The sequence below is a fragment of the Rhizorhabdus phycosphaerae genome, assembly GCF_011044255.1.
GTDB classification, from domain to species: domain Bacteria; phylum Pseudomonadota; class Alphaproteobacteria; order Sphingomonadales; family Sphingomonadaceae; genus Rhizorhabdus; species Rhizorhabdus phycosphaerae.
Window position 1 is genome coordinate 19,051 of record NZ_CP049107.1, and the last position, 23,792, is coordinate 42,842.

Annotated in this window: 23 protein-coding genes and 1 pseudogene; 14 read left to right on the top strand and 10 right to left on the bottom strand. The window is 65.7% G+C overall.

The window, feature by feature from the left end:
- Positions 1–62: 62 nt before the first annotated feature.
- From G6P88_RS00100 to G6P88_RS00140, 9 genes and pseudogenes are all read left to right on the top strand, one after another.
- Positions 63–746, top strand: coding sequence for a DUF1013 domain-containing protein (locus tag G6P88_RS00100; protein ID WP_165321263.1), 684 nt, complete (start codon positions 63–65; stop codon positions 744–746).
- Positions 747–934: 188 nt separating this feature from the next.
- A complete protein-coding gene (locus G6P88_RS00105; RefSeq protein ID WP_165321264.1) occupies positions 935–1,180 on the top strand; it encodes an exodeoxyribonuclease VII small subunit in 246 nt (81 codons plus the stop codon).
- A 4-nt stretch (positions 1,181–1,184) separates the two neighbouring features.
- Positions 1,185–2,075 (top strand): polyprenyl synthetase family protein, encoded by an 891-nt coding sequence (locus G6P88_RS00110; protein ID WP_165321265.1) that lies wholly within the window; start codon positions 1,185–1,187, stop codon positions 2,073–2,075.
- Between the two features lie 17 nt (positions 2,076–2,092).
- Positions 2,093–2,593, top strand: a complete 501-nt coding sequence (gene coaD / locus G6P88_RS00115) for a pantetheine-phosphate adenylyltransferase (RefSeq protein ID WP_165321266.1) — start codon at positions 2,093–2,095, stop codon at positions 2,591–2,593.
- 120 nt (positions 2,594–2,713) lie between these two features.
- Positions 2,714–3,221: pseudogene (locus G6P88_RS20495) on the top strand (peptidylprolyl isomerase); the annotation flags it as partial.
- Positions 3,222–3,539: 318 nt separating this feature from the next.
- Positions 3,540–4,577 carry a tRNA preQ1(34) S-adenosylmethionine ribosyltransferase-isomerase QueA gene (gene queA, locus G6P88_RS00125; protein ID WP_165321268.1) on the top strand — a complete coding sequence of 346 codons (1,038 nt, stop codon included), beginning with the start codon at positions 3,540–3,542 and terminating at the stop codon, positions 4,575–4,577.
- 80 nt (positions 4,578–4,657) lie between these two features.
- Positions 4,658–5,242 carry a 2OG-Fe(II) oxygenase gene (locus G6P88_RS00130; protein WP_165321269.1) on the top strand — a complete coding sequence of 195 codons (585 nt, stop codon included), beginning with the start codon at positions 4,658–4,660 and terminating at the stop codon, positions 5,240–5,242.
- A 417-nt stretch (positions 5,243–5,659) separates the two neighbouring features.
- Complete coding sequence (locus tag G6P88_RS00135) at positions 5,660–6,376, top strand: hypothetical protein (protein WP_165321270.1); 717 nt, start codon at positions 5,660–5,662, stop codon at positions 6,374–6,376.
- Positions 6,373–6,720, top strand: a complete 348-nt coding sequence (locus tag G6P88_RS00140) for a murein L,D-transpeptidase (RefSeq protein WP_165321271.1) — start codon at positions 6,373–6,375, stop codon at positions 6,718–6,720. Before G6P88_RS00135 ends, G6P88_RS00140 begins: the two co-directional genes overlap by 4 nt.
- 75 nt (positions 6,721–6,795) lie before the next feature.
- Here the strand turns inward: G6P88_RS00140 and G6P88_RS00145 are convergent, their stop codons facing one another.
- From G6P88_RS00145 to G6P88_RS00175, 7 genes are all read right to left on the bottom strand, one after another.
- The gene (locus G6P88_RS00145) at positions 6,796–7,794 is read right to left on the bottom strand and encodes a DUF4402 domain-containing protein (protein WP_165321272.1); all 999 of its coding nucleotides are present in this window, start codon (positions 7,792–7,794) and stop codon (positions 6,796–6,798) included.
- Positions 7,791–10,466, bottom strand: a complete 2,676-nt coding sequence (locus tag G6P88_RS00150) for a fimbria/pilus outer membrane usher protein (RefSeq protein WP_165321273.1) — start codon at positions 10,464–10,466, stop codon at positions 7,791–7,793. Before G6P88_RS00150 ends, G6P88_RS00145 begins: the two co-directional genes overlap by 4 nt.
- Before the next feature lie 32 nt (positions 10,467–10,498).
- Positions 10,499–11,365: a fimbrial biogenesis chaperone gene (locus G6P88_RS00155; protein ID WP_165321274.1), complete on the bottom strand. Its 867-nt coding sequence runs from the start codon at positions 11,363–11,365 to the stop codon at positions 10,499–10,501.
- Between the two features lie 104 nt (positions 11,366–11,469).
- Complete coding sequence (locus tag G6P88_RS00160; protein ID WP_165321275.1) at positions 11,470–12,054, bottom strand: DUF4402 domain-containing protein; 585 nt, start codon at positions 12,052–12,054, stop codon at positions 11,470–11,472.
- A gap of 62 nt (positions 12,055–12,116) precedes the next feature.
- Positions 12,117–12,650 (bottom strand): DUF4402 domain-containing protein, encoded by a 534-nt coding sequence (locus tag G6P88_RS00165; RefSeq protein WP_165321276.1) that lies wholly within the window; start codon positions 12,648–12,650, stop codon positions 12,117–12,119.
- 285 nt (positions 12,651–12,935) lie between these two features.
- On the bottom strand, positions 12,936–14,585 hold the full coding sequence (locus G6P88_RS00170) for a M28 family metallopeptidase (protein ID WP_165321277.1): 1,650 nt from the start codon (positions 14,583–14,585) through the stop codon (positions 12,936–12,938).
- A 64-nt stretch (positions 14,586–14,649) separates the two neighbouring features.
- On the bottom strand, positions 14,650–15,495 hold the full coding sequence (locus tag G6P88_RS00175; RefSeq protein WP_165321278.1) for a TIGR00266 family protein: 846 nt from the start codon (positions 15,493–15,495) through the stop codon (positions 14,650–14,652).
- Between the two features lie 166 nt (positions 15,496–15,661).
- On the opposite strand from G6P88_RS00175, the gene ndk reads away from it, so the two are divergent.
- On the top strand, positions 15,662–16,084 hold the full coding sequence (ndk, locus tag G6P88_RS00180; RefSeq protein ID WP_165321279.1) for a nucleoside-diphosphate kinase: 423 nt from the start codon (positions 15,662–15,664) through the stop codon (positions 16,082–16,084).
- 2 nt (positions 16,085–16,086) lie between these two features.
- Entirely contained in the window at positions 16,087–16,608 is a 522-nt protein-coding gene (locus G6P88_RS00185) for a GNAT family N-acetyltransferase (protein WP_165321280.1), read from the top strand.
- 768 nt (positions 16,609–17,376) lie between these two features.
- Here G6P88_RS00185 and G6P88_RS00190 read toward each other — a convergent pair.
- The 3 genes from G6P88_RS00190 to purM are packed head-to-tail and all read right to left on the bottom strand — an operon-like array spanning position 17,377 to position 19,715.
- Complete coding sequence (locus tag G6P88_RS00190; RefSeq protein WP_165321281.1) at positions 17,377–18,000, bottom strand: hypothetical protein; 624 nt, start codon at positions 17,998–18,000, stop codon at positions 17,377–17,379.
- Positions 17,993–18,571 carry a phosphoribosylglycinamide formyltransferase gene (gene purN, locus G6P88_RS00195; protein WP_165321282.1) on the bottom strand — a complete coding sequence of 193 codons (579 nt, stop codon included), beginning with the start codon at positions 18,569–18,571 and terminating at the stop codon, positions 17,993–17,995. The genes G6P88_RS00190 and purN overlap by 8 nt, the downstream gene beginning before the upstream one ends.
- 43 nt (positions 18,572–18,614) lie before the next feature.
- Entirely contained in the window at positions 18,615–19,715 is a 1,101-nt protein-coding gene (purM, locus tag G6P88_RS00200; RefSeq protein WP_165321283.1) for a phosphoribosylformylglycinamidine cyclo-ligase, read from the bottom strand.
- Positions 19,716–19,777: 62 nt separating this feature from the next.
- Here purM and G6P88_RS00205 point away from each other — a divergent pair, with 62 nt between their 5' ends.
- From G6P88_RS00205 to G6P88_RS00215, 3 genes are read left to right on the top strand one after another with little or no spacing between them, the layout of a single operon-like run.
- The gene (locus G6P88_RS00205) at positions 19,778–20,989 is read left to right on the top strand and encodes a heavy-metal-associated domain-containing protein (RefSeq protein WP_165321284.1); all 1,212 of its coding nucleotides are present in this window, start codon (positions 19,778–19,780) and stop codon (positions 20,987–20,989) included.
- Positions 20,986–21,609, top strand: a complete 624-nt coding sequence (locus G6P88_RS00210) for an HdaA/DnaA family protein (RefSeq protein ID WP_165321285.1) — start codon at positions 20,986–20,988, stop codon at positions 21,607–21,609. Before G6P88_RS00205 ends, G6P88_RS00210 begins: the two co-directional genes overlap by 4 nt.
- 9 nt (positions 21,610–21,618) lie before the next feature.
- On the top strand, positions 21,619–23,790 hold the full coding sequence (locus tag G6P88_RS00215) for an RNA degradosome polyphosphate kinase (protein ID WP_165321286.1): 2,172 nt from the start codon (positions 21,619–21,621) through the stop codon (positions 23,788–23,790).
- Positions 23,791–23,792 lie beyond the last annotated feature (2 nt).

Here is a 23,792-nt window from a genome sequence, read left to right on the forward strand (position 1 = left end):
TACATCATGGCGACGCTCAGGCCGCTCCGTGAAGGGGCGGCCCTTTTATTTGGAGGACCGCCATGGCCCAGCCGCTCATGCCCCACGCCACCGCTTCGTGGCTGGTCGACAACACTGCGCTCAGCTTCCAGCAGATCGCCGAGTTCTGCGGTCTGCACATCCTCGAGATTCAGGCCATCGCCGATGACATGGCGGCGACGAAGCTCACGGGCCGCGACCCGGTTCGCGCCGGCGAGCTGACCATGAGCGAGATCGAAAAGGGCCAGAAGGACGCCAATTACCGCCTGGTGATGCAGAAGGGCCCCGACCAGCTCCGCCGCACCAAGGGTCCGCGTTATACCCCCGTGTCCAAGCGCCAGGACAAGCCCGACGGCATCGCCTGGATCATCCGCAATCATCCGGAAGTATCGGACGGTCAGATCTCAAAGCTGATCGGCACGACGCGCACGACCATTGCAGCGATCCGCGACCGCACCCACTGGAACATCTCGAACATCGTTCCCAAGGATCCGGTGACGCTGGGCCTCTGCTCGCAGCGCGAGCTCGACGCGATCGTCGCCAAGGCCGCGAAGGCGGCAGGCATCGAAGCCGTGCCCGATACCCGTCTCGAAGGCGACCGCGAGGCGCTCATCGAGGAACTGCGCGCTCAGCGCGATGCCGCGGCGCGCCGCGCGGACGACGTCCATGCGGAAGAGACCTCCACCTTTGGTGGTGCGACCTTCCAGGATCCGTTCAAGAAGAACTGACCCCGGCCGGCCGCCATCATGGCGGCATGGTCCGGTCCGTGCGGTCGCCCGGCGATGCTTCTTTGTGCATCGCCCGGGCGATCGGCCCGCCAGGCCGGACCTTTCGGCTGTCCTCGGCGGCGGGCCGCCGGTCTCTGCCGCCAGTCGCGACTTGACCCCCGCCACGCCCCAGCCCAAAAGCCTCGCCCATGGATGACAGCGCAGCCATCGCCGACCTCTCCTTCGAGGACGCCCTGAAACAGCTCGAGACGATCGTCCGTCAGCTTGAGTCGGGCGAGGTTCCGCTCGACCAGTCGATCTCGCTCTATGCGAAGGGCGATGCGCTGAAGCGGCTGTGCGAACAGCGGCTCAACGCGGCCAAGGCCCGGATCGAGAAAATCAGTCTCGGAGCGGACGGCGTCCCCCGGGGAACCGAGCCCTTCGACGCGGGCTGAGCGGATGAGCGACCGCCTCGCCACCGAAATCGCCGCGCTGGCACGCGAGATCGACTCCCGTTTCGACCTGTTGCTGACGCTACCGGAAGACAGCCGGCGCCCGCTCTACGAAGCGATGCGTCATGCCGCCATCGGCGGCGGCAAGCGCCTGCGCCCGCTGCTGGTCTCGGCTTCGGCCCGGCTCTTCGCGGTCGATCCCGAATGCGCCCTGCGTGTCGGTCTCGCGATCGAGGCGATCCACGTCTACAGCCTCGTCCACGATGATCTGCCGGCGATGGACGACGACGACATGCGCCGCGGCAAGCCTACGGTCCACAAGGCTTTCGACGAGGCGACGGCAATTCTCGTCGGCGACGGGCTGCAGGCGCTGGCGTTCGAGATCATCGGCAGCGAGGCGACCCATCCCGATCCGTTCGTCCGCTGCGAGCTGGTCACCGCGCTTGCCGTCGCTTCGGGTCCGGCCGGGATGGTCGGGGGGCAGGCCATGGACATGGCGGCCCCCGCGCTCGACCAGGACCTGGGCATCGTGACGCGGCTTCAGCAGCTCAAGACCGGCGCACTGATCGGTTTTGCGGTCGAGGCCGGGGCCATTTTGGGTCGCGTGCCGCCGGAAGGGCGTACGCGCCTGCGCAACTATGCGCATGATCTGGGCCTGGCCTTCCAGATCGCCGACGATCTTCTCGACGTCGAGGGCGATGCCGCCACGACCGGCAAGGCGGTCGGCAAGGACGAGGCCGCCGGCAAGGCCACCTTCGTCTCCCTGCTCGGGGTCGAGCGGGCGCGTGCGCAGGCGACCCTGCTGAGCGAGCAGGCGATCGCCCATCTCTCCGCATTCGGGGCGGAGGCCGATCTGCTGCGGGATATTGCCGCCTACACGGTCCGGCGCGACCGCTGACACAAGAGGAAAAGCACATGCGCATCGGCGTCTATCCGGGCACGTTCGACCCGATTACTCTGGGCCATATGGACATCATCCGTCGCGGCGCAAAGCTGGTCGACCGGTTGGTGGTCGGAGTGACGACCAATCCGTCCAAGTCGCCGATGTTCACCCTCGACGAGCGGCTGGCTATGGTGCGCCGGGAGACGGCAGACCTCAGCGATCGCCTCGAGATCGTCGCCTTCGATTCGCTGTTGATGGATTTCGCCGAGCGGATGGGCGCTTCGATCATCGTCCGCGGTCTGCGCGCCGTCGCCGACTTCGAATATGAATATCAGATGGCGGGCATGAACCAGCAGCTCAACAACCGCGTCGAAACGGTGTTCCTGATGGCCGATGTCGCCCTGCAGCCGATCGCATCCCGGCTCGTGAAGGAAATCGCGCTCTATGGCGGCGCGATCGATCGTTTCGTTCCCGCGCGGGTCGTGCAGGAAGTCGTCGCGCGCGTCGAAAAGATCGGTAAGAAGGGTAGTTGAAGGGCCGGTCGGTTCAGCCGACCGCAAGCCCGCTGCGAGTAAGGAACCCGCGCCCTGCGCGGTTGGAGAATGGATCTGATGCGTTCGAAGTTGATTGTCGCGGCCCTTGCCGGCCTGTTCATGGCCGGGACCAGTGTCGCACAGGTCGCGGGAGACGTGCCGCCCCCTCAGGACCCGCAGAACATCCTGAACCTCGATCTTTCCACCGGCGGTCGGGTGCAGATCCAGCTTCGTCCCGACAAGGCGCCCTATTCGGTCGACCGGATCAAGACGCTGACGCGGCGCCACTTCTATGACGGCCTGGTCTTCCACCGCGTCATCGAGGGCTTCATGGCGCAGGGCGGCGATCCGCAGGGCACCGGCGAGGGCGGATCGGACCTTCCCGACCTGAAGGCGGAGTTCAACGATCTGCCGCACGTCCGCGGTGCGATGGCGATGGCGCGCGCGCAATCGCCGGACAGCGCCAACAGCCAGTTCTACATCATGCTTCAGCCGAACCTGACGCTCGACCGCAACTATACGGTGATCGGCCGCGTCGTCGCGGGCATGCAATATGTCGATGCGCTCGAGCGCGGCGAGCCGCCGGCGAACCCTTCGAAGATCGTGCATGCGTCGATCCAGTCCGATGACCAGGGGCAGCCGCCGGTGGCTTTCGTGCCGCCGCCGGAAAAACCCGCGGATGCCGCGCCCGCGCTGACCGGAAAGGCCGCGAAGCAGGCGCGCAAGGAGGCCGAGGAGAAGGCGGAGGCCGACGCCAAGGCGAAGAAGGAGCAGGAAAAGGCCGCGCGCAAGGCCGCCAAGGAGCAGGAGAAGGCTGCACGCGAGGAAAGCGGGCGTCCCGCTTCCGGCGGGACTGCGGCTGCCGTCGATGCGATCAGCCCGTCGCCGACGGCCGCCGCCGTCGACCATGTCGCCACCGAAGAGGCTCCGGCCCAGCCGAACTGATATGCGCGTCGATCTTTTCGACTTCGACCTTCCTGCGGAAAATATCGCCCTCCGCCCCGCGGACCCCCGGGACAGCGCGCGCCTCCTGAACATAAGGGGGGCGAGCGACCCCTTCGGGGATCATCGGGTCAGCGACCTTCCGGGCCTGCTCCGGGCGGGAGACTGCCTCGTCTTCAACGATACACGCGTGATCCCGGCCCAACTCGAAGGCCGGCGTGGAGATGCACGGATCGGCGCGACGCTCCACAAGCGCGAGGGTCTGCGCAGCTGGCGCGCCTTCGTCCGTAACGCGAAGCGCGTCAGGATCGGCGACCGGATCGATTTCGGGCAGGAGGTTTTTGCCGTCGCGCGCGAGCGGGGCGACGATGGCGCGATCCTGCTCGAGTTCGAGGGTGACGAACCCGTCGAGCTTTTGCTGGAGCGGGCCGGTACCATGCCGCTTCCGCCCTATATCGCGGGAAAGCGCGCGGCCGACGAGCGTGACCTCGACGATTATCAGACGATGTTCGCGCGCGAGAAGGGCGCGGTGGCCGCACCCACGGCCGCGCTGCATTTTACTCCGCGCCTGATGGACGCCCTGGCGACGGCGGGGATCGTGAGCGAGACGCTTACGCTGCATGTCGGCGCAGCGACTTTCCTGCCGGTCAAGGCGGACGATACCGACGACCATCGGATGCATGCCGAATGGGGGCGCATTGAGCCGCATGTCGCCGACCGCCTCAACGCGGTCAGAGCAGCAGGGGGACGTGTGATCTCCGTCGGTACCACCAGCCTGAGGCTGCTCGAGAGTGCGACCGGCGAAGACGGCATCATCCGCCCCTTTGCCGGGGACACGTCGATCTTCATCACCCCCGGCTACCGTTTTCGCGCGATCGACGGGCTGATGACCAATTTCCACCTGCCCAAGTCGACCCTGTTCATGCTGGTCAGCGCCCTGATGGGCCGCGAGCGGATGCAGGCGGCCTATGCTCACGCGATCGCACAGGGCTATCGCTTCTACAGCTATGGCGACTCGTCGCTACTTCTGCCGGACAGATAATCACGGCCCCGTTCTGAATCCGCTTCTGTCGGCGTCTTCGAGGTGAGATAATCGGGTAGATAGCCGGGTAAGGGGGCAAGGTGCAGAAGATCGAGACGGGCAGCCCGTTCATCCACCGGTTCGACGATGCTCTCGATCCGCTTCTCTGTCGCGGGCTGAGCGACATGCTCCGGGAGCGAACCGATAAGCCGGCGATCCTGGGACAGGATCAGGCCTTGCCCTGGCATGCAGGCGACACATTTTCCTTCGACCATTGGCAGGATGCCGAACTGCGCAGGGCGATCGGCGCCTATCGCATCCTCGTTGCCCAGCTGATCTGCCTGTGCCAGCGCGAGGCGGTCTATCCCCATTTCACCGATCTCGTGCGATGGCGCCCGGGCAAGGCGATGGCCGAGCATAAGGATGACGGCTATCCGGGTGACGATCCGCTGCTCGGGTGTCGGCATTATTCGGCGGTGACCTATTGCAACGACGACTTCGAGGGCGGTGAGACCTTCATCCGCAACGGCCACGGCGGCCACTATGTGTCCCGTCCCAAAATGGGCAGCCTCGTCTTCTACCCGAGCGATGAGCGGGCGGCCCACGGGGTGAGACCCGTGGTCGGCAAGGATCGGGTCACGCTGAGCACCTGGTTCACGCGCGATCCGTCGCATTACAGGCCGTGAAGCGGGCGTTTTACCGCCGTCGATGATTGGGCGCCTCGACCGTTGATGTGCCGGGATATGCGCAGCGTTTTCGGGTGGACGCCGGGCGAATCCGGCAGTGCGTAATCTCCTGCTGTAGTTGGCGTCGCCCGACTGCCGATCGCTCGGGCCGCCATCGTCACGTCCAATGTTTTGCTATGCCTCTCTCCGCAAAACTTATCGCATAGTTTAGAAGAAAAATTTAATTCGCCCCACACACGAATAATATCGGTATTATATTTACCGTCGCTAAGAAGGTTCCAGTCGAAAATCAGAGATATAATTATAATAATATTGAACAATAAGTGACCCAAGTCATTCTGTTCAACAGTGTTTCTCTTGTAATGGTGGCTTATGAAATTCAGGGTCTTATTTCTCGCGAGCGGCGCTCTGTGCCTCGTGAACATCGCTGGTGTGACCTATGCGACCACTGGCCATCCGACGACTCCGCCCACTGTCGAAACGCCCGTGCCGTCGGCAGTCGCGCCGGGCCAATCGGTCGCGATCGGGGATACGGACGTTTCGGCTTCGGCGGCGGCCGCGGCAGCAGCCGGCGCTCAGAGCCTGGCCGCCGGGGGGGAGAGCGCCGCAACCACCAATACGGCGATCGACGCTTCCAATCGGAGCAGCTATCGATCGAGAGCGATCCTGATACCCCCCGTGGTTCCCGGAACGCCGTCGTCGCAGCTTGCCACCGGCGACATCATCAAGGAGACCTCCGCCTGTGGGCCGCTCCAGCACATCGTCCGGCAGCCGGTCGATGGCACCTTCATCGGCCTGTTCCGCAGCGTTTCCGTGCCGCAGGGATGGTCCGACGATCTGGAACCGTTCCGTGACCCGGATGGCCGCCTGATCGATTACCGCAGCGAGCGGCAAGACGACGGAGACGTCCGGCTCTTCGGGCATCAGGTGGTCATGTTCACGACGGTCGTCGGCGTGGCGAGCAATCGCAACTTCGCGCTTGGCGGTGGTGGTGGCAGTGGCTGGGGGCAAGGCGGCATGGGGTCGTCCAGCTCGAACCAGAGAATGGTAACCACCATCCAACTGCGCGACTGCGAGATCGGCACGATGCGCACCGTTCAGGTCGAGGTCCCGCCGAAGACCATCCGCCGTTGACGGTCGTCGTCAGCCTCGGTCTGGCGTCGATCTGCTTTCTTGGCCAATGCCATCCCGCGCTGGTCGGCGCGGCTACGCCGGCGGGCCATTACCGGCTTCGACAGCGGATTGTCGTGTCGCCGGGCTATGGTGGAGATGTGCTGAGCTTCGAAGAGGGCGACTCCACCATCTTCGCGATCCATCGGATATGGCTGGGGAGCCCTCGGGAGCAGCGGCCCGAGAGGCTCGCTTCGCCCCAGGCAGCGCGGCGGCGGGACGTCACGGACGGCTGTATAAATGTCGCTGCAGACGTCTATGATAAGCTCGTCGATTGCTGCGCCGATGCGCAACTGGTCATCGAGTGAGGAAGCGCCGGAAAGCGCCTGCTCAAGCCAGCCTGATAACTGGCCGTTCAATATGAGCCGATCGCGGGCGACCTCTCAGTTATATGTCGTCGTGACGGTAAGGGTGCCCGAGTATTGGCCCCGTGCCGTGGTCGACAGCACGCTGATCGTGCCGCCGACGCCAAGCGTCAGCGTGCCGCTAGCCGGCATGGTCTGATTGCCCGTGGCCGTTTTGGAAGTGGTGACGCTCAGCGTGCTGGCACCGTTAGACATGATGATGTTGCCTGTCGGCGAATAGCTGATCGCGAAGGTTGTGCTGGGTTCGCCGGTGATCGTGAACTGCGCGCGGCTGGGTGACGGGCTGGGCAGGGCGATCAGATTGGCATTGCCCGTCTGGGTGCGAATGCCGGTGCTGTTGTTGATCACCACCGACGCCGAAGCCCCCGATGGCTGCCGGACCAGCGTGCCGAAGTTGAGATCGGAGTTCTTCACCATCTGCAGCGGGCGACGGATGGTGATGGTCGCGGCTACCGTGGACCCGGTGGTGGGGATCGTCGGATCCTTGGCCACATAGACATAATAGGTGCTGGTCTGTGCCCCGGTCGCACCGCCCGTATCGTCTCCCGCAACGGGGAGTTTCGTGTCGAGGAAAAAGGTGAGATTGCCGGTGCCGGTCCAGCCCGTCATCGTGAAATCGAGCAGAGAGCCTGTGGTCGTTCCGGAGATCGTCCCGGTACCACCGGTCGCGATGAATTCCTGGAATGTCCCTGCTCGACCCGTGCTGCTCAGGGCGCCGACGCGGATCCTGGCCCGGTTCCCCGCCACCGTGCATGTATTGGGCGACCCGCTTCCGGCGCAGCGTATGGTGACGGTCGCCCGGCGGACGGTGCCCTTGATCCGGGCGCCTCCGCCGGACTGCACGGTTACGGTGGTATTGTTCTGGGCGAAGACGGTATTGCCAGAGACGGCGGCAGCGACCTCGCCATAGGCCGTGATCGGGCTGACGCCGTTGACGGTGTAGGTCTGCGACAGCCCCGGCTGGGCTGTGGCGGCAAGAATGGCAGGCGGGGCCAGCCGGAGAAAGACGCGGATCATTCGAACACCACCATCGCCTGCACATCCGGCGCGGGGCCGCCCTGGGCGCCGATCGTGAAGCTGACCGGCTCGGCCAGCCGCATGTTCAGGCGGCGCGCCTGGTCTTCCTCGATCTCGAGCCGGTAGCTGCCCGGGCGGAGTGCGTCGAACAGCGCACTGCCGTCGAACTCGGTCCTGGCCTCATAGGCCTCCCCATTCTCGTTCACCGCACGCAAATTCACAGCCGAAAGCCCCACCTTCCGATCCCCGCGCCGGACGGTGATGGTGATCATCACCTCGCCCTTCGCCTGGATGGGATAGGCTATTACAGCAACCGTGCCCGCGCGAGGTGTGAATTCCAACACTGGCGGCGGCCCTGCGACATTGTCGAGCTGGACATTGTCGAGGCTGGTGCGGACCTGAGCCACGGTGCCGTAGCCGAGGCCCGTGACCAGCGCGCGTCCCTTGTCGTCGGTGACGATCTCTTCGCCGCCCGATCCCGCCATGACCACGCCGGGAACCGGCTCCTCGCTGCGGTCGAAGCGGCCATTGCCATTGTCGTCCAGAAAAGCCTGTATCGCCGCGCTGCCTCCCGAAGCCGCGCCCGGCCGGCGCGGCAGATATCCGCCGCCGAGCGGATCGTGGACGAGGCTGAACGCGAGCTGGAGGCCGAGACGCCAGTCGTTCCGGGGGCGGCTATATTGGGCATCGAGCGACAGATCGGCAAAGGAGAGGCGCCGGATTGCGGACAGCTGGACGGTGCTCTCCTTGCTGTCCTGAAAGCTCTGACCCAGCCCGATGCGCACCGCAGTGCTCTCGCCGACGTCGCGATCGGCGATCAGCGAGAGCGCACCGAGGCGAAGGTCGGGCAGCAGCTGATAATCGACCGCCGCGCGCAGCTGCCACTGGAACAAGGCAAAGGACGACAGGCTGATCAGCCCAGACAGCCTGTTGCTGGCACCACCCAGGATCGGATCGGTGCGCTCGAAATCGAAGCCGGTGGACACATACAGGCCCCCGACCGGCGCCGAGGCCCGCAAGAGTCCCGCCCAGTTCCGGTCGCCATTGGCATATTGATCGCGGGTCATGCGGAAGGAAAAGGGAATGGCGAAACCTTTCGACGGGCGCAGCTGCCAATCCAGATTGAGTTCGCTCGACCGGCGCAGTGCACGCCCGTCTCCGCCGCGCGGGATCGTCTCGTCGACGAAGCCCCCGCCATATTCGGAATGGCGGACGATCGTCGATACGCGCATCCATTCGCCCGCGAGGGCGAGGGCGAGGGCCGTTCCACCTCGCTCGTCGACGGCGCCGTCGAGCTGCGTCGCGACCCCCGCGACCGAGGTGCGGATCCCTGCGGTGCCGAGCAGTCTCTCGCCGCCGCCGCTCGGCGAATAGCTGGCGAGCCCGCCGGCGAGCGTGACATTCTCCGTCAGGCCATAGGCCATGCTGGCCGTCACGCGCATGTCGCCGACGCCCGGGCCGGCGACCACGTTGGAGTCGCGTGACGGGAAGCTGATAACCGTACGCTCCTGCTGCGCGACGCCGAGGTCGGCGACGAACTGGCCCGGCTCGAGCTGTCCACCCCCGACATTGACCACGCGGACATCCTCGGTCCGCTCTCCGCGCGGGCCATAGGCGACGATGCGGATGATGTTGACGCCGCGCTGGAGCGGCACGTCGCGAAACTCGTAGCGGCCCTGGACCGGGGTCGATTGACCGCTGCGCAGCACGTCGTTGACGTAGAGCTCGACATCATAGCCGAGCGGAAGCTCGCCGCGCAGATCGACCCGGCCGAAGATGCTCGTCTGGGTGAGGGGGGCGGTGCTCAGCGAAATGCCGCGTCCGGCGAGGCTGCGCGCGCCGAGTGGCAGAGCCGGCGTGAAGATATCGCCGGCCGAGGCCCGGGTGAAGCCGAGCGGGCCGAGTGCCTCCCCGTCCGCATCGCGTCGCTCGAGCAGCATGCGCGCGGTCACCGGGCGGCCTTTCTGGTCCGAACCGATATAGCCTTGAAAGTTGCTGTACAGCAGGTCGCCGCCGGCGCGGACGTCATAGCGATAAGGGTAGGGGGGCGGACGCTCCTGCGCGCCGGCCTCCACCAGCACGTCGAAGCTGGGCATCGTCACGAGCGCGGGGTCGGACTTGACCCGATAGACATCGTTCGGGGCGCTGCCGCCGCCCTGCAGACCGCGCAGGCGGGAAAGGCGATCGAGGCGTGACTGGATCGGCAAAGGTTCGCGCGCGACCAGTTCCAGCCGCAGCGCTGCGGGATCCAGCCTGGCGCGAATAGGAAGCAGCTTCTCCAGCAGCGACGTCCGCACATAGATGTCGTTGGCGCCGACGATCATATCGCCCGCCAGCAGAAGCTGCAGATTGCCGTCGACCCGGACGATCCCGGTTGGCAGATCCGCCACGACCGAGCGACGCGCCTCGCCGATGGTTCCGACGATACGCTTCTCTCCCAGCTGCACGTTGAGATCGGCATCGAGGAGGCGGGACAATTCACCGACGGGTATGAGCAGGCCGATCGGGGAGGCGTAGACCGGCAGCGAGTCGGTGATGTTCAGCCGGTCGAGCACCACCTCGACGAGCAGCAGGTCATTCTCGTCGAGTGGGTCACCCGTCGGCTCGATATAGTCGACCATCGCCGTCCTCTCCGCGCCCGCCGGTGCGGGAACGAGAAACGACAGAGCCATCAATGACAGGAACGCCGTGGTCGGCGGTCGCCTCACGGAGCGGCGACGGAAGCCTTGCTGAGGATCTTACCCGGCGACGTGTCGTCGTCGCGAAACTGAATGTCGATCAGCTCGCCGGGCGCTGGAATGCGCGTCAGCGGGATCCTGACATATCGTCGCTCGATTTCCGGATAAACGCCGATCCCGCGCACGGCGCCGATCGGTTCCTCCCCCTGCTTCCTGCTCCCCCTTATCTCGAGATCGCCATATAGCGAGTTGGCCCCCTGCCTCACGAGATCCAGTTTCAGTACAGCCGTGCGGACGGCCGGCGCCTGTCCGTCCGGCGAGATGTCCTCGAACCCTATCACCGCCTTCTCGATGCCGGCGCGCACGTCGATCGGACCAACGCGCACGATCACCGGGATCGACAGCGCGAGCACCGAATTGATCCGGAAGGAAAGCTGACCTTCCTTGCGCCCGGCGGCTTCCTCGGCGGTCAGACCGCTGTCGGCGGGCGGGATGCCCGTCACCGTCAGATGCGTGCGATATTCGCCGGGCGGGACTTCGCCGGTCGAGGCGGCCCGGATGCGGATGGTCTGGCCGGTGCCCTGCGCGACCCTGATGCGGCGCGGCGTGGCGATCAGATAGGCCTTCGCCGACTTCAGCCGCTCGAGCTCGGGCTTGCCGGCGGCGTCGGTGGCCGGGACGATCTGTCCGTCGGGAAGCATCACGCGATCGACGAGTTCAACGTCGAACGATCCCGTGCCGCTGCTGCTGGCTACCGAGATCGTGGCGGATTTGCCCAGCCGGTCGAACGTCACGCGTTTCGGGTTGAGATTGACGCTCGCCACGCCCCCCGAAATCTCGGGTGCGGCGCCCTGCGCCCAGCACTGCGCGGGCGGCATCAGAAGGGCTGACATCAGCAGGACTGCAAATTGGTGCGGCGCCTTCGTCCGTCGCCTTGCCTGCATCCTGTCCAACTGCATCCCCACTGCCCAAAGCCCAACCCTGAGGTTGGTTTATACTAGTTATATTGGACCGCAACCACCAAGACGCCCGCGTAGTTGCCGGCTTCCGCAGAGGCATTTGGCTGCAGCGCGCCGCCGACGTCGAAGGCCAGCGCGCCGCTGTCCCTGCCGAAGGCGACGAGCCGCGTGCCGCCGCCGCCCGCTATGCTCGTGGTCGTGCTGAACTCGACCTCGCCCTGGCCGTTGAGGCGCAGCAGCGACACGGTCTGAGGCACGATGATCGACACGACCTGGTCGGGATCGCCGGTCAAGGTGAAGCTCGCCTGGCTGGACAGCCCCGGACGGATGCTCTGCGCCACCTGCTCGGCCGCTTCCGTTCCCACGCTGATCCGCGGTGGGGCGGTGAAGCCCGCGGGCAGGGGCAGCGTGGTCGATCCCGCACTGGCACCGATAGTGCTGATCAGCGGCAAGGTGACGGCGCCGATGACCACCGCCTGTTCGGCCGTAACATTGGCCGGCTGGACGATCGTAACGGCGGCCTCGGCCGATGCGCCCGACTGGCCTTGCGCCGACAGCGGCGCATCGTACGCCGCGAGCAGGAGCGCCAAGGCCAGATAGTTCGTGCCCGACCCCCTCATCATCGCCTCCCGACGCCCCGTCCGTGCGCCGTCACGGACATGCCTGTGCGGCCGTGGGCGCGGTGTCAGTTATAGGCGACGGTGGTCGAGAAGGTACCGCTGTAATTCCCGCTGACGGTGGTGCTGCTGATGCTGAAGCTGCCGCCGACATAGAGCGTGCCGTCGCCGGAGAAGCCGCCGGTGGTGCCGAGCGTACCCGAGAGCGTGTCGGTGGTCGCTTCCGGTGTCAGCGTGACGGTGATGTTGTTCGTGCCATCGGTCATGACGACCGAGGCAGGCACGGTGATCGCGACAGTCTGTGCGCCTTCACCGGTCACGGTGTAGGATGCGCGGGTGCGGGTGCCGCCAGCAACCAGCACGGCGGTGCCGCTGTCGACGGTGGGCGTGTCCGAAGAGGTCGCAATCGTGATCGTGCTGCTGCCCGAAGCTGGGCGCACGACCGTGCCGAAGGCGAGGTTGTTGACCTTGGTGAGGGCGATCGGCTGGATGATGCGAACCGAGCTGGTGGTCGATTCCGAATCACTCGCCTGGGCAAAAGCGGCTCCGGATGCCGATGCGCTCAGCACCACCGCGCTTACCAGCTTTACAATGGTCTTCATAATTACCCCCGAAAAAATCGATGCAACTACAACCCCTTGGAAGACGGGGCCGGGGCCCCCGCCCCGTCACCATTCCCGTCCCGTCGGATAATTACCGACTTGACGAGGCATCCGGCCAATAGCCTTCTGCCCCGTTAACCAGGGTTATCGATACACTAACCCTGTTTATTTCGGAACGGGATTCTAACGATGGTTCGGTGTTGCAATGCGATGAAATGATTTGGGGGGCACGCTACGTGTCCAGTGCGGGCATTCCCCTTGCCCCCTGGATGCGCTCGTTGGCTTTCACTGTCGTGAAGCTGAGCTTTCGTCGCGTTTCGCGCGAAACTCAGAATCCTTGCTCCATTCCGGCCAGGCGCGGCTGTCGGCCAGTGTCCGTCCGGTGGCGTAGAGCAGAGTGAGGTCGGGTGCGACGTTCGACAGGTCCCAGTCGTCGCTCCATTCGTCGGCCGGCTGATGATAGCGGTCCTTCACATAGGCCTCCGCCAGCGCATTGCCGCGGGCGATGCCGCCATTGAGCAGATCGATCCCGGGCTCGAACGAGACGGCCGGAATCCCCGCTTTTGCCATCGGGAAATGGTCGGACCGGAAAAAGGCCCCGGTCTGCGTGTTGGGGTCCGGCACGAAGGTTCGGCCGAGGGCCTTGCCTTGAGCGATCAGCATGTCGAGCAGCCCCAGTCTGGCGACACCCGAAATCGAGAAGTCGCGGGCCTGCCCGCCGCCGACGATGCTGTCCATGTTGATCACGCCGGCGGTCGTCGCCGCAGGATAGACCGGATTGGCCGCATAATAGGTCGAGCCGAGCAGCCCTTTTTCCTCGGCGGTCACCGCCAGAAAAACGATCGAGCGATCGGTGCGCGGGGCCTTGGCGAAGGTGCGCGCCAGTTCGAGCAGCGCGGCGATCCCGGTCGCATTGTCGCGCGCGCCGTTATAGATGCGGTCGCCGCGCGCGTCGGGCTGCCCCACGCCGAGATGGTCCCAATGGCCCGAATAGATCACCGTCTCGTCGGGATGGCGCTTGCCGGGCAGACGTCCGAGGACGTTGTAGCTGATGATCTTCTCCGGCTTCACGGCATAGTCGGCGTCGAGCGTCGCCTTCAGCGCAACCGGCTTGAAGTCCTTGCACCGCGCGGCCGCCTTCATTGCCTCGAAATCGAGCCCCGAGGCCTTGAACAGATCCGCCGCGACGTCGCGCTGGATCCACCCCTCCATCGGGCTGTGTGCCGAGGCCGGATCCTGGCGAACGATGTCGAACATCGTGTTGGTGTTGGAGTTCTTGACCGTGGCCCAGCCATAGGAGGCGGGAGCCGTCTCGTGGATGACGAGCACGCCGGCCGCGCCCTGCCGCGCGCCTTCCTCATATTTATAGGTCCAGCGGCCATAATAGGTCATGGTCTTGCCGCCGAAATCGTCTTCGCCGCCCTCGAAGTCGGGGTCGTTGACGAGGACGACCATGATCTTGCCCTTGAGGTCGGCGCCCTTGAAATCGTCCCAGCCGCGTTCGGGCGCTTTTACGCCATAGCCGACGAAGACGAGCGGCGCGCCCGCCAGCCGGACCTCGGTCTGCCCGGTCATCGCGGCGCGGATGGCGATTTCCTCGCCCTGCGTGAGGGGGCGCGGCGCGGCATCACCGATGCGCAGGCTCAGCTTCGGCGATCCGACAATGTCGGATTTGAGCAGCGGCACGTCCTGCGTCCAGCCGCCGCCGGTGCCGCCCGGTTCCAGCCCGGCGGCTTTCATCCGGGCGATGATATAATCGATCGTCTTCTTCTCGCCCGCCGTGGCGGGTGCGCGGCCCTCGAAACTGTCGTCGGCCAGCGTCTTCACGTCCTGCGCATAGCGTTGCAGGTCGAAGCTGGGAGCGGGCTGGGCTGCAATCGAAAGGGCCGGCACGAGCGAGATCGAGCAGGCGAGGGCGGTGAGCATCTTGCGCATGGGCAGGGGCATCCTGTCTGGGGAGATTATTTGTCTATACATTAAGCGGGGAAGAGTTCCGCCCTCAGCGGTTGCCGCCGATGATGTCGCCCAGTCCGCCCAGCACCGATCCTTCGCCGCGGTTCTGGCCACTGCCCATTGCAGCCGCCATCATGCGGCCCGCAAGGCGCGAGAAGGGGAGCGACTGGATCCACACCTTGCCGGGTCCGCGCAGCCGCGCGAAGAACAGCCCTTCGCCGCCGAAGAAGATGCTCTTCACCCCGCCCGCCGTGATCAGGTCGAAATCCACGCTGGGGGTGAAGGCGGCGATGCAGCCGGTGTCGACATGGATTTCCTCGCCCGGCGCCAGCTCGCGCTCGACCACGGTGCCGCCCATCTGCACGAACACCCAGCCATCGCCTTCAAGCTTCTGCATGATGAAGCCCTCGCCGCCGAACAGCCCCGTCATCACGCGCTTCTGGAAGTGAACCCCAATCGACACGCCGCGCGCGGCGGCGAGGAAGCTGTCCTTCTGGCAGATCAGCCGGCCGCCATAATCGGCCAGCCGGATCGGCAGGATCGCCCCCGGCGTCGGCGACGCGAAGGCGACGCGCGCCTTGCCCTGGCCCTGGTGGGTGAAAACGGTGGTGAACAGGCTTTCGCCGGTGACCAGGCGCTTGCCCGCGCCGAGCAGCTTGCCCATGAAGCCCTCGTTGGCGCCGCCGCTGCCGTCGCCGAACACCGTCGTCATGCTGATGCTGCCGTCCTTCCAGACGAGCGCGCCCGCCTCGGCGACCGCGCTCTCGCCCGGATCGAGCTCGATCTCGACAAACTGCAGTTCCTGGCCCTTGATCTCGAAATCGATGTCGTCGGCAACGCTCGCGCTGCGGTGGTGCGACTGCGGTTGGCCCCAGGGGCTATCGAAAGACATTGAAAACTCCGCGCTAAATTTATGGCCTGCTTCTACCATGCGGTGGCGCCCGGCCAATGGCGCGAATCAGGACGGGGCTAGAGGGCCAGCCTTGCCTTGCCATCGGCCCGCGCAACCACTAAAGGCGCGCCATCTTCCACCCAGACAGACATGGAGCCGCTCGCCGATGGCGACCGAACGTACCTTTTCGATCATCAAGCCCGATGCGACGCGTCGCAACCTGACGGGCGCGATCACCGCCAAGCTTGAGGAGGCCGGCCTGCGCGTCGTCGCTTCCAAGCGCATCCACATGACCAAGGAGCAGGCCGAGGGCTTCTACGGCGTGCACCGCGAGCGTCCCTTCTTCGGCGACCTCGTCAGCTTCATGATCTCGGGCCCGGTCGTGGTCCAGGTGCTCGAGGGCGAGAACGCCGTCGCGCGCAACCGTGAAGTCATGGGCGCCACCAACCCGGCGAACGCCGACGAGGGCACGATCCGCAAGACCTTCGCGGAATCGATCGAAGCCAACTCGGTCCACGGCTCGGACAGCCTCGAGAACGCGAAGATCGAGATCGACTATTTCTTCAAGCCGGAAGAAATCGTCGGCTGATCATGACGGACCCCGTCATCAGGCGGGCCGTTTGCGAGGATGCCGCCGCGCTGGCCCTGGTCGGCGCGGCGACCTTCCTCGAAACCTATGCGCACATGATCGGCCTGCCCGACATGCTGCTGCACTTCGAAGGCAAGAACAGCGCCGACGCCTGGCGCGCCTTCACGAGCGATCCCGCCGGTGCGGCCTGGATCGCCGAAATCCCCCAGACCCGCGCGCCGATCGGCTTCGCGCTCCTGACCCCGCCCGACCTGCCGATCGAGACCGGCCCCGCCGACATCGAGCTGCGCCGCATCTACGTCATGGGCAAATGGCACGGCCACAAGCTGGGTCGGCGCCTCGTCGACGAAGCGGTCGCCTATGCGCGCGAACGCGGGATGCGGCGCCTGCTGATCGGCGTCTATTCGGGCAATGACGCGGCAATCGGCTTCTATCGCCGCCTCGGTTGCGAACTGGTGGGATCGCGCCGCTTCCAAGTGGGCGACGCGGTGTTCGACGATCTTATTTTTGCGTTGGATCTGTAGGTCGTAAACGCAATGAAAGGTGATGCGGAGCAGTAGGCTGGTCGGGCAGGGGTATTAAAATGCAGCGTTACCGTAATCCCAGGGGTATTAAAGTGTAGCGTCACCGTAATCCTAAAGTGTAGCGTCACCGTAATCCTGGATTTGTAGGCCATAACGGCCGTGAAAGGATGGTGCGGAGTGAGTTTGGCAGCGGAAACACTGCTCTCGCCACAACGATAGGCAAGTGCCTATAAGCAATCGGAGCTAGCACCAGTAGATCGCAACGGCTGAAATGAGGTCGAAGTCGGTAGTTGCTTCAGTCCTCGCACCACGCGCCATCTGACTCAATCCTACCATCTTCGATTTTAGCAAAACAGCCGGGACTGTAGTGTTCCGATTGGCACGTTCCATTTGCTAAATCGCCGGGCTTTGGAAGTGGTTTCTCTGTGGGGCCATCCACGCTCATGAGGCACTGCCCCTCACAATCGGCTTTCCCAGAACAGGTCTTTCCCCCATCGGCATAGCGGAACTGGCAGATCGGGAAGCCGAAGGCGCTGAGACTTTCATAGCCTCCCTGAACGAGGCAAGATCGTCTTGCAGTAGCTTCCAAGCGCATAGGCGAACTGCTGCAACTTCCAACTATGAACACCGTGAGTAACGCCGTTATCGCCCGAGGTAGGTATCCCTGCATCGATCAATCGTCTCATGTACAATGAATGACCGCAATCGGGTCGCTTCCAGATCTGCAGCTTTTGGAGAAAGAAGGGCCAAATACGGCTAATGCCGACCTCATCCCTTCTTGCGGTGCCGGCTCGCCCAGATCTCATCCAGCCGCCTCTGCGCCGCCGCAGCAGTCGTGCGGCCGATCATCGACAGGCCGCGCAGGCGGACTTCGCTGCCGCCGAGGAAGCCGCCTTCGATCGCATAGCCCACGTCGTACAGTGTCACATCCTCGGCGACATCTCCGCCGACCGTGAAGCGCGTTGTGATCGCGACGGGAAGGCGGGCGTCGCCGCGGGGGCGTTCGTCTTCGCCTGCGTCGCGGCGGGCCTTGCGCAGGCCGTCGGACAGCCAGTCGGCCTCGATGCGCGGGTCGGTGCTGTCGACGGAATCGATCCCCAGCGCCTTGGGGAAGGCGATGGTCTGGCCCTGGATCACCTGCTCGCCGGTCGGCTGCAGCGCGAGGCGGTCGCCCTTCTTCTCCACCTCGGCGCGCAGCACGAGGATGCGGGCCCTGGTGCTCGACGCGCGGTCCTGTGCGGCCTTCTCGTCCTCATTGTGACGGCGCTCGGAATAGTTGTTCCAGAGAGTCAGGACCGACACGACGAGCGCGGCCACGCCGAGCGCCTCGCCGAGGGTGATCCAGCGCAGCCGGCGCCGACGGGCTTCCGCCGCGGAGGTCTCTTCAGCCATGGCTCCGGATATAGGCAGCCAGCGCGTCGGGATAAAGGCGGTGTTCCTCGATCAGCACGCGATCGGCCAATGTCTCGGGCGTGTCGCCGGACAGGATCGGCACGCGGGCCTGGGCGATCACCTCGCCATCGTCGAGCTCGGGCGTCACGACATGGACCGAGCAGCCGGCCTCCGCATCGCCCGCCTCGATCGCGCGCTGGTGCGTGTCGAGGCCCTTGTACTTCGGAAGCAGCGACGGGTGGATGTTGACGATGCGACCTTCCCACCCGGCGATGAAGCCCTCGCTCAGGATGCGCATATAGCCGGCGAGCGCGACGAGGCGCACGCCCGCCTCGCGCAGCGCCGCATCGATCATGGCGTCGAACTCGGCGCGTTTCAGGCCCTTGTGGCTGTGCGCGAAGGTCGCGATGCCGGCGGCGCGGGCATGGTCGAGGCCGGCCGCCTCGGGATCGTTCGACGCGACGAGGACGACCGCATAGGGGCAGTCGGCTGCGCGCGACGCCTCGATCAGCGCGGCCATGTTGCTGCCGCGGCCCGAGATCAGGATGGCGATCGGGGTCTTGTCGGTCACGCGTTCAGAACCTCGTCGATGCCCGGAGGCGGGCGATCCCGGCTCAGCCGAGATGCGTAGCCGACCAGTCGGCGCGCGCGCTCCAGGTCTCGGCGCTGCCCTTGACGGTGCAGCCCTTGTAGCCCTCGGCGATATGGCCGATGCGGAAGACGGTCTCGCCCGCTGCGGTCAGTTCCGACGTCACCGCGTCGACGTCGGCGGCCGAGACGATAACCGCCATGCCCACGCCGCAGTTGAAGGTGCGCGCCATTTCTTCGGGCTCGATATTGCCCTGCGCCTGGAGGAAGGCCATCAGCCGCGGCTGTTCCCAGGCGTCGGCGTCGACATGGGCGTGGAGCCCGTCCGGCAGGACGCGCGGAATATTCTCGAGCAGGCCGCCGCCGGTGATGTGCGCCATCGCCCGGACCTGACCGGCGCGGACGATGGGCAGCAGCGAGCGGACATAGATGCGCGTCGGCGCCATCAGCGCCTCGATCAGCAGCACGTCCTGGTCGAACAGGGCAGGGCGGTCGAGCTTCCAGCCCTTGTCGGCCGCCAGGCGACGCACGAGCGAGAAACCGTTTGAGTGAACGCCCGAGGAGGCGAGGCCGAGGATGACGTCGCCGGCGGACACGCGGTTGCCGGTGAGGGCCTGGTCGCGCTCGACCGCGCCGACGCAGAAACCGGCAAGATCATAATCGCCGTCGGCATACATGCCGGGCATCTCGGCGGTTTCGCCGCCGATCAGCGCGCAGCCGGCGATCTTGCAGCCTTCGGCGATGCCCGCGATGACACGCTCGGCGACACCATTGTCGAGCCGGCCCGTGGCGAAATAGTCGAGGAAGAAGAGCGGCTCGGCGCCCTGCACGATCAGATCGTTCGCGCACATCGCGACGAGGTCGATGCCGACGCCGTCATGGCGCCCGCTGTCGATGGCGAGCTTCAGCTTCGTGCCGACGCCGTCATTCGCCGCAACGAGCAGCGGATCATTGTAGCCGGCCGCCTTCAGGTCGAAGAAGCCGCCGAACCCGCCGAGGTCGGCATCGGCGCCTGGACGGCGCGTGGCCCGCGCGAGGGGCGCGATCGCCTTGACCAGGGCATTGCCCGCCGCGATCGACACGCCGGCCTTGGCATAGGTGTAGGATTCTTGATCGTTGCTGCTCATGTTGCAGGCCCCTAGACATATCGTGCTTGGATTTCCACGGCCAAGTCGCCAAAAGGCACTGCGTGACCTTCGCCAAACGCTTTTTCCGTCCCATCCCCCTGTCCATCCTCGGCGCCGGAGCGCTGCTGGGGGCGCTCGCCTTTGCGCAGCTGGAGCGGGCGGACGAGCGCGGGGTTCCGCCGATCGACGGATCGGGCAGCTATGAGGTGAGCGGCATCAAGGTCGATGTCGCGGCCCGTACGGCGGATCAGGCGCGCTATGGCGGCTGGCGCGAGGCGCAGCGCAAGGGCTGGAAGATGCTGTGGGCGCGCGTGAACGGCAAGCCGGTCGAGAATGCACCGGGCCTGCCCGATTCGACGCTCGATTCGATCAGCGGCGGCATCGTCGTCGAGCGCGAGCAGGTCGGTCCGAACCGCTATGTCGCGACGCTGGGCGTGCTGTTCGACCGCGCCCGGGCTGGCGAGCTGCTGGGCGTGAAGGGTGCTGTCCGCCGGTCCGCGCCGATGCTGGTCATTCCCGTCGAATGGAGTGGAGCGACCCCGGTCAGCTTCGAACGGCGCAGCGAATGGCAGAAGGCCTGGGCCCGCTTCCGCGCCGGCAACAGCCCGATCGACTATGTCCGGGTATCCGGAACAGGCGCCGATCCGGTCCTGCTCAACGCCGCGCAGGCGCGCCGCCCCGGGCGCAGCTGGTGGCGGATGCTGCTCGACCAATATGGCGCGGCCAATATCGTCGTGCCCGAGGCGACCCTGTTCCGCCAATGGCCGGGCGGCCCGGTGATCGGCCGGTTCGTCGCCCGCTATGGTCCCGATGCGACGGTGCTCGACCAGTTCACCCTGACCGCCGAGACCGGCGATGGCCTGCCCGCCATGCTTGATCGCGCGGTGCAGCGGATCGATGCGTCCTACACCCGGGCGTTGCAGCAAGGGGCGATGCGCGGCGACAAGTCGCTGGTGACCGAGACCCCGGCCGAGGAAGTGCCGATCGACGACGTGCTCGAGCAGATGGCGGCAGCGGCCACCACAACCGTCACGGTGCAGATCGACACGCCCGATGCCGCGGCGCTGCGCGCGCAGGAGGGGCAGCTTCGAGCCGTGACCGGCGTTACGTCGGTCCAGACCGGCAGCCTGGCGCTCGGTGGCACCAGCAGCATGCGCGTGGGCTTCTCCGGCCCCGCCAGCGCGCTGCGCGAGGCGCTCGTCGCGCGCGGCTGGCAGGTCGAGGATGTCGGCACGGGCTTCCGCATCAGGCGCGCCGCCACTCCGGCTCCATGACCGACCAGATCGCGCTGCCCTTCCAGTGGCCGGCGGAAGAGAATGAGCGCGACTTCATCGTCGGCGACGCCAACCGCACGGCGGTTCGCCACCTCGAACATTGGTCGCTGTGGCCCGTGATGGCCAGCGTGCTGACCGGCCCGCGCAAGTCGGGGCGGAGCCTGCTGGGTCGCATCTTCGCCGCCAAGACGGGCGGGCGCTTCATCGACAATGCCGAAGGGCAGGATGAGGAGCGGCTGTTCCACGCGTGGAACGCAGCCCAGGCCGATCGCAAGCCGCTGTTGCTCGCCGCCGATCAACCGCCGGCCCGCTGGAAGATCAAGCTTCCCGATCTGCGCTCGCGTCTGCTTGCCAGCCAGCATGTGGCGATAGAGGAGCCGGATCTGGCGCTGATGACCGCGCTGGTCGAAAAGCTGATCAACAACCGGGGGCTGGACGCCCGCCCGGACGTCGTCCGCTATGTCGTGCCGCGTATCGAGCGGAGCTATGTCGCGCTTGCCCGGCTCGTGGATGCGCTGGACGAGGCCGCGCTCGCGCGCCGACGGCCGATCACCCTGGCGGTCGCCAAGGAAGCGCTTGCGGCAATCGGAGTCACGGAAGATACATATAGGCTGCTATAGTGGACGGCCATGGACTCGATCGAACCCCAATCGCATGACTCAGACCTGATCGGGACGTCGGTCCCCCCCGAACCGGTGCCGTTGCGCGAACGCTATTTCAACCGCGAGGCGAGCTGGCTCGCCTTCAACCAGCGCGTGATGGACGAGGCGTCCAACCCCGCGCATCCGCTGCTCGAACGGCTTCGCTTCCTGTCGATCTCGGGGAATAATCTCGACGAGTTCTTCATGGTCCGCTTCGCCGGCCTGAAGGCGCAGCTGCTCGAAGGCGTCGACAGCCTGTCGCCCGACGGGCTGACGGTCGCGCAGCAGCTGGACGGGGCCAGCGACCGCGCCGACCAGCTGATGACCGACCAGCAGCGCGTATGGGACCGCCTGCGCGACGATCTGGCCAATGCGGGCATCGTGGTGCTCGAGGAAGGCGAGATCGAGGGCCCCGATGCCGAATGGCTGGAGCGCTATTTCAGCGAGCAGGTATTCCCGGTCCTGACGCCGCAGGCGCTCGATCCTGCGCATCCCTTTCCGTTCATTCCCAACAAGGGTTTCAGCCTCCTGTTCGACCTGACCCGCCTGTCCGATGGCGAGCAGATTTTCGAACTGCTGATGGTGCCCGCCACGCTACCCCGTTTCATCCGCCTGCCGCGTGGCGCTGCGCGCTATGTCGCGATCGAGACGCTGGTCCGGCGCTTCACCCATCTGCTCTTCCCCGGCTATGAGGTGCGCGGCCATGGCGCGCTGCGGATCATCCGCGACAGCGACATCGAGGTCGAGGAAGAGGCCGAGGATCTGGTCCTCTACTTCCGGACCGCGATCAAAAGGCGCCGGCGTGGCCGCGTGATCCGGATCGAGTTGGAGGGCGGCATGTCCGCGTCGCTCGAGCCGCTGTGGAAGGACCAGATCGGCGGCGCCGACAGCTTCGTCACCGAATCGGGCAGTTTTCTGGGGATCGCCGATCTCGCGCAGCTGGTGGAGGAGGATCGGCCCGATCTGAAATTCACGCCCTTCAGCCCGCGCTTTCCCGAGCGAATTCGTGAGCATGGCGGGGATTGCTTCGCGGCGATCCGGGCCAAGGACATCGTCGTCCATCACCCCTATGAGACGTTCGACGTGGTGCTCGCCTTCCTACGCCAGGCGGCACAGGACCCCGACGTGGTCGCGATCAAGCAGACCCTCTATCGCGCGGGCAAGCAGTCGGCGGTGATCCGCGCGCTCGTCGACGCGGCCGAGGCCGGCAAGTCCGTCACGGCCGTGGTCGAGTTGAAAGCGCGGTTCGACGAGGAGCAGAATCTGCTCTGGGCGTCGCAGCTCGAGCGGGCCGGGGTCCAGGTCGTCTATGGCTTCATCGACTGGAAAACCCACGCCAAGGTGTCGATGGTGGTGCGGCGCGAGGCCGACGGGCACAAGACCTACTGCCATTTCGGGACGGGCAATTATCACCCGATCACCGCGCGCATCTACACCGATCTCAGCTTCTTCACCGCCGATCCCCGGCTTGGTCGCGATGCGGCGCAGCTGTTCAACTACATCACCGGCTATGTCGAGCCGGTCGACCTCAACCTGCTCACCATCTCGCCGCACGGCATGCGCGACGAACTCGCACGACTGATCGATGCCGAGATCGATCATGCGCGTGCGGGCCGTCAGGCCGCAATCTGGGCGAAGATGAACTCGCTCGTCGACCCGGCAATCATCGAGAAGCTTTACCGGGCGAGCGCGGCAGGCGTGCAGATCGACCTGGTGATTCGCGGCATATGCTGCCTGCGTCCCGGCGTGCCGGGGCTGTCGGAGAATATCCGCGTCAAATCGGTCGTCGGGCGCTTCCTGGAGCATAGCCGGATCATCTGTTTCGGCAATGGCGGCGCCTTGCCCAACCGCAAGGCCAAGGTGCTCATCAGCTCGGCCGACTGGATGCCGCGCAATTTCGACCGTCGCGTCGAATATCTGCTGCCGATCGAGAATCCGACCGTTCATGCGCAGATACTGGACCAGGTCATGGTCGCCAATCTGATCGACGACGAGCAGAGCTGGCGGCTGTTGCCCGACGGTCAATATGAGCGGATCGAGGCTGGAAGCCGGCCATTCAACCTGCACCGCTATTTCATGACCAACCCGTCGCTTTCGGGTCGCGGTGCGGCGCTGCGTAAGAGTGGATCGGTGCCGAAGCTGTCGCTGCGGCGGGGCTGATC